The 3,907-nt window shown below is 63.6% G+C and carries 2 protein-coding genes; both read right to left on the bottom strand.

Annotation, left to right across the window (positions count from 1 at the left end; translation table 11 throughout):
- Window positions 1–541 (bottom strand): Tm-1-like ATP-binding domain-containing protein (locus SGJ19_16210; GenBank protein ID MDZ4781798.1); only part of this gene is annotated, 541 nt, incomplete at its 3' end.
- A 165-nt stretch (window positions 542–706) separates the two neighbouring features.
- On the bottom strand, window positions 707–3,907 hold a 3,201-nt coding region (locus SGJ19_16205; GenBank protein ID MDZ4781797.1), incomplete at its 5' end, for a ThuA domain-containing protein.

The raw sequence follows: 3,907 nt of genomic DNA, 5'->3' as shown, positions 1-3,907 counted from the left end.
TGCGACGCCTGGCGGCAGCTGTAACCATTCCCCCGATCGCTCCGGCGGCGTTCGAGAAGATGGTACGCGATACGCGGTTTATGCCGGATACATCAACGATTGCCGGCATCATCACGATGTCCGAAGTCCCAACGTACGGCGCAGTCTGGCCACTCGCCAACGTGGAAACCATGAGTTTGGGAAACCCGATGGGCAGCGCGCGCATCGCGGCCGTGGCAATCGCCGTGCCGCCGCCGCCGCCAAGTGAAATGATGCCGTCAATTTCCCCTCGCGTCGCCATCTCGCTCACGACGCGGGCAGCTCCGCGGGCCATGAGCGCGACGCACTCGCCGCGATCCTTGCGCGTCAAGATTGTTCGCCATTCCGGATCACCTGCGGCGGCGATGATCTCAGCACCCACGGCAGGGGAAATCGTCGGCGCATCCAGGCAGCCCACGTTGATCAATCGTGTGCTGAATCCCTGGATACGAAGCGCGTCAGCCACAAACGCGTGCTCTGGACCCTTGGAATCAAACGTGCCGAGAACAGCAATGGTGGGCATGGTCAGGAGAGGTGTCGGAGCGCCGTTAACGCGCCCCGACGCATTCATTCAGTCAGTGGTGTTGAAAGATCGCGGGATTGTCCCTGACTTGCGATCAGGAGGATAGGCGATGCGGCCGCAGGGGCCGTTTGGCATAACTGCCGCCCGGCTGCCGATGCGGGCGCGTCACGGTTTGCCGGAAGCCCATTTTACGGCATTGGCGAGCAGGGTCTTGAATGCCGGATGTTCGTGGGTGCGTTCGTCGTGACCGATCGTGATGCCGACGATACGTGCCTGCGGGTGCTCCGTGATCCAGACCGCCGGGTGGGGCAGTTTGAACTTCACGCTGGGCGAGGTCTCGGCAAGCACGGTGATGCGCGAGGTGCCGGGAGGAATTTTGTCCGGCTCAGCGTTCATATAATACAGTTCGTCCTCAATCTGGAAGCTCGCTGGAACGCCCTTCATCACGGGGTGGTTAGGCTGAGCCGCGTTGACCGTGAAGGCGGCGATTTTGTCATGCCCTCGCGCGCCGCCCCCGACGATCCTCGCGTTGAGTTCCGGCCATTGGGCGAAGCCGTACCACGTGCCAGGGTGCAGCATGATGAGTCCTTTGCCGGCGGCCGCGAAGTCGAACACCGCTTTGCGATACGCCGGTGTATCGAAGAATTTTCGGTTTACGCTGATGACCGCAACGTCCGCACCGGCGAGCTCGGCCGCCGCCTGATCGCGGTCTTCGGTGTAGTGGACGGTGTAGCCAGCGGCACGCAGCGTGGCGCTGTTTGAGGCGCCGAAGAACTGGGCGAACTTGTGCGAACTGCCGCCGCCGATGAGGAGCACTTTGATTTTGCCGGCTTCCCATTTCACGGGCTCGGTTGGGGGCAGCGGCCCGTCACCCCGGCCGCCTTCTTTGGGCTGGAGATCCGCGGTCGCCGCAACGGTCACACCCGCTGTGCCGGCCTGACCGACCATTGTTGCGGCGGCCGATGTTGCAGTCGGAACTTTCGCCGGAGTCAGGCCGGCGGTGACAGCCACCGTGACGGGCACGATGTCGTTATCGAAGCTTTCGAGCACGATTTTTTTCAACGCGGATTTCTTACCGAGATTCAGCGCAAAGGTGCGGAGCTGTCCGCGCCGGGTAAAATCACCGGCGTTGGCGCTGCGCGGCACTTCGGTCGCGCCGATGAAGTCGGCGAAGTATTCACCGTTTTTCAGGACGTGTTCCTCGTTCGAGCCATCGGCGAACTGGACGATCACCTTCATCGCGGGTTGGCCCAAGGCTGCGTCGCCACCGTAGGGCCAGGCCCACGCGCCAACGCCGCCGAGGAAATGCAAACTCGCGGCGGTGACATTCGTGTCAATTTCGACGCGGCGGGGAAACTCGTCCGAGAAGTTCGTGTTGCCCGGGCCGCCTTTGAGCGCGACCACGCTGCGGCCATTTACGGACTTGGCTGGATCCATCACCTGGAAGGGAACTCCGGCCACAGTGACGTTGCCGAATTTGTGCAGCGATACGCCGTCTTCGGGCGAGTCGAGTTCGCCCTTACGGAACATGCCGCGGCGGCTGTCTGCCGTGTACGCGGCCCGCAGGTCCAGGACGCGGAACGGCTGGTCACTGCCTGTCATGTAAGCGAGGACGTCGCGAATCCCTTCGGCGCCGAGCCCTTCGAGTCCTTCGGGCATCAGGGAGCGGCGCGTGTTCTCGCGGTTCGCGATATCGTCCTTCTTGATCTCCGTATCGCCACCTTGGTTACGGAGCGTCACCGTGGCGGAGTTCTCGTTGGTGATCACTCCGACGAAGGTCTCACCTTTTTTCGTAGTGATGTTCCATTGCCAGAAACTTGGCTCCACTTCGCGGTTCGGATCGACAATGTGCACCAACAACTCGGCCGGGCCATGGGCGCCCATGCCGGCGAGCGGCGGGCCGACGTCGCGGGTGCCGACGTCGCCGTAGCGGTGACACACGGCGCAGGCGGCGGTGAAGAGCATCTTGCCGTTTGCCGCGTTGCCCGGCTTTTCCACCTCGGGCAACAAGCGAGCAATGAGATCGTCCTTCTGTTTGGCTTCCGGGCTCAGCGTGGCAAACACGTCGCCGGCTTCGCGCGCTACGGCGCGATCGGGATGCGTACGAAGACGCGCCACGTTGCCGACACCCACGTCGGCGATGCTGATCCGACCCGCCTTCAACGCCGCGAGCAGCGCCCGGGAGGAGTCCGCGCGCTTGAGCAGTTGATCGAAAACCCCTTGGGATTTCGACGCGGTGTAAGCTCCGATCAACATCGTCGTGGTATCGCTGCCGGGGCGTTCGCCCAACGACGCGAGCAGCGGTGTGCGCAATCCTTCCGACGATTTCGCGTCGGAGAGAATGGCGCCGACTTTGGCGAGGGCGTCAGGCCGGCTCTTGGGCAGGGCCAGCAGTGCGGCGGCAGCGGAGGCGCGGCGGACGTCTGGTGTCGTCGCACCTTCGAGTTCGGTTAGCATGCGGCGCACGGACTCGCCCATCATGGACGCAAGGGCTCCGGCTTTGTCCCAGCTGGCCACGAGCGGAAGGGCAGCAGCGGCTGTATCCGGATTTTGGATCAAGGTCCGCAGGTGCTGAGTCGTGGTAGCTGGCATCGGCGGCAGTTCACTGCCGAGTTGGGCGAGGCCGTGAAGCAAGGTGACTTTGAGCGGATTCGCGTCGGCGTGGGCCTCAGCGGCGGCCTGCACCAGCGAAGCGGCCTCGTTCGGCTGCACCGTTCCGACCAAGGCTGAAACAAACGTAGACAACGTCGCGGGTTGCGGACTTTTGAGCGCTTCGGCGAGGAAGGCGGCGCTATTTTCGGCGGCGGCGGCGAGCAAGGCGGACTTGGTCCAGTTGTCGTCGGCGCGCGTGAACTGCGCGAGCAGAGCCTGACGCTGCGCCGGAGTCGTGGCTTGGCGGGCCTGCGCATAGGTTGCTTCGGCTTTGCTGCCGATGGGCTTGTTTAAGTCGGCGAGCGCTTTTGCGCCGGCGCTCCCGTGATTTTCCTGCACCAGGCGCCACGCAGTCTTCTTTACGTGCGCGTTGGGGCTGGTCTGAATCGTGCGGACGAGCGCGGCGAGGTTGCCGCGGTCGAGCTTCGGCACGTCGAGTTTCTTGGCGTCCTGATGCTGCACGCGCCAGATCCGGCCGAAGTAGTGGTCGCGATCGGGACGGACCGCGGCGTTGGCCGGACCGTGTTGAGGCCCGCGCGTGTCGTTGTGAATGACGGCCTGATTATAGAAATCGACCAAGTAGAGCGCGCCGTCGGGTCCGATTCGCGTCTCGATGGGACGGAACCACAGATCCGTACTGCGGATGAACTCCGTTTCCTGACGGGCTGGATCCTTCGCGGTCGTGTAGCTGACTCCCTCGGGTCGGACGAACTG

This window comes from Planctomycetia bacterium (assembly GCA_034440135.1).
GTDB lineage: Bacteria > Planctomycetota > Planctomycetia > Pirellulales > JALHLM01 > JALHLM01.
The sequence above is the reverse complement of the archived record's forward strand: the minus strand, read 5'-3'. Positions and strand labels throughout refer to the sequence as shown.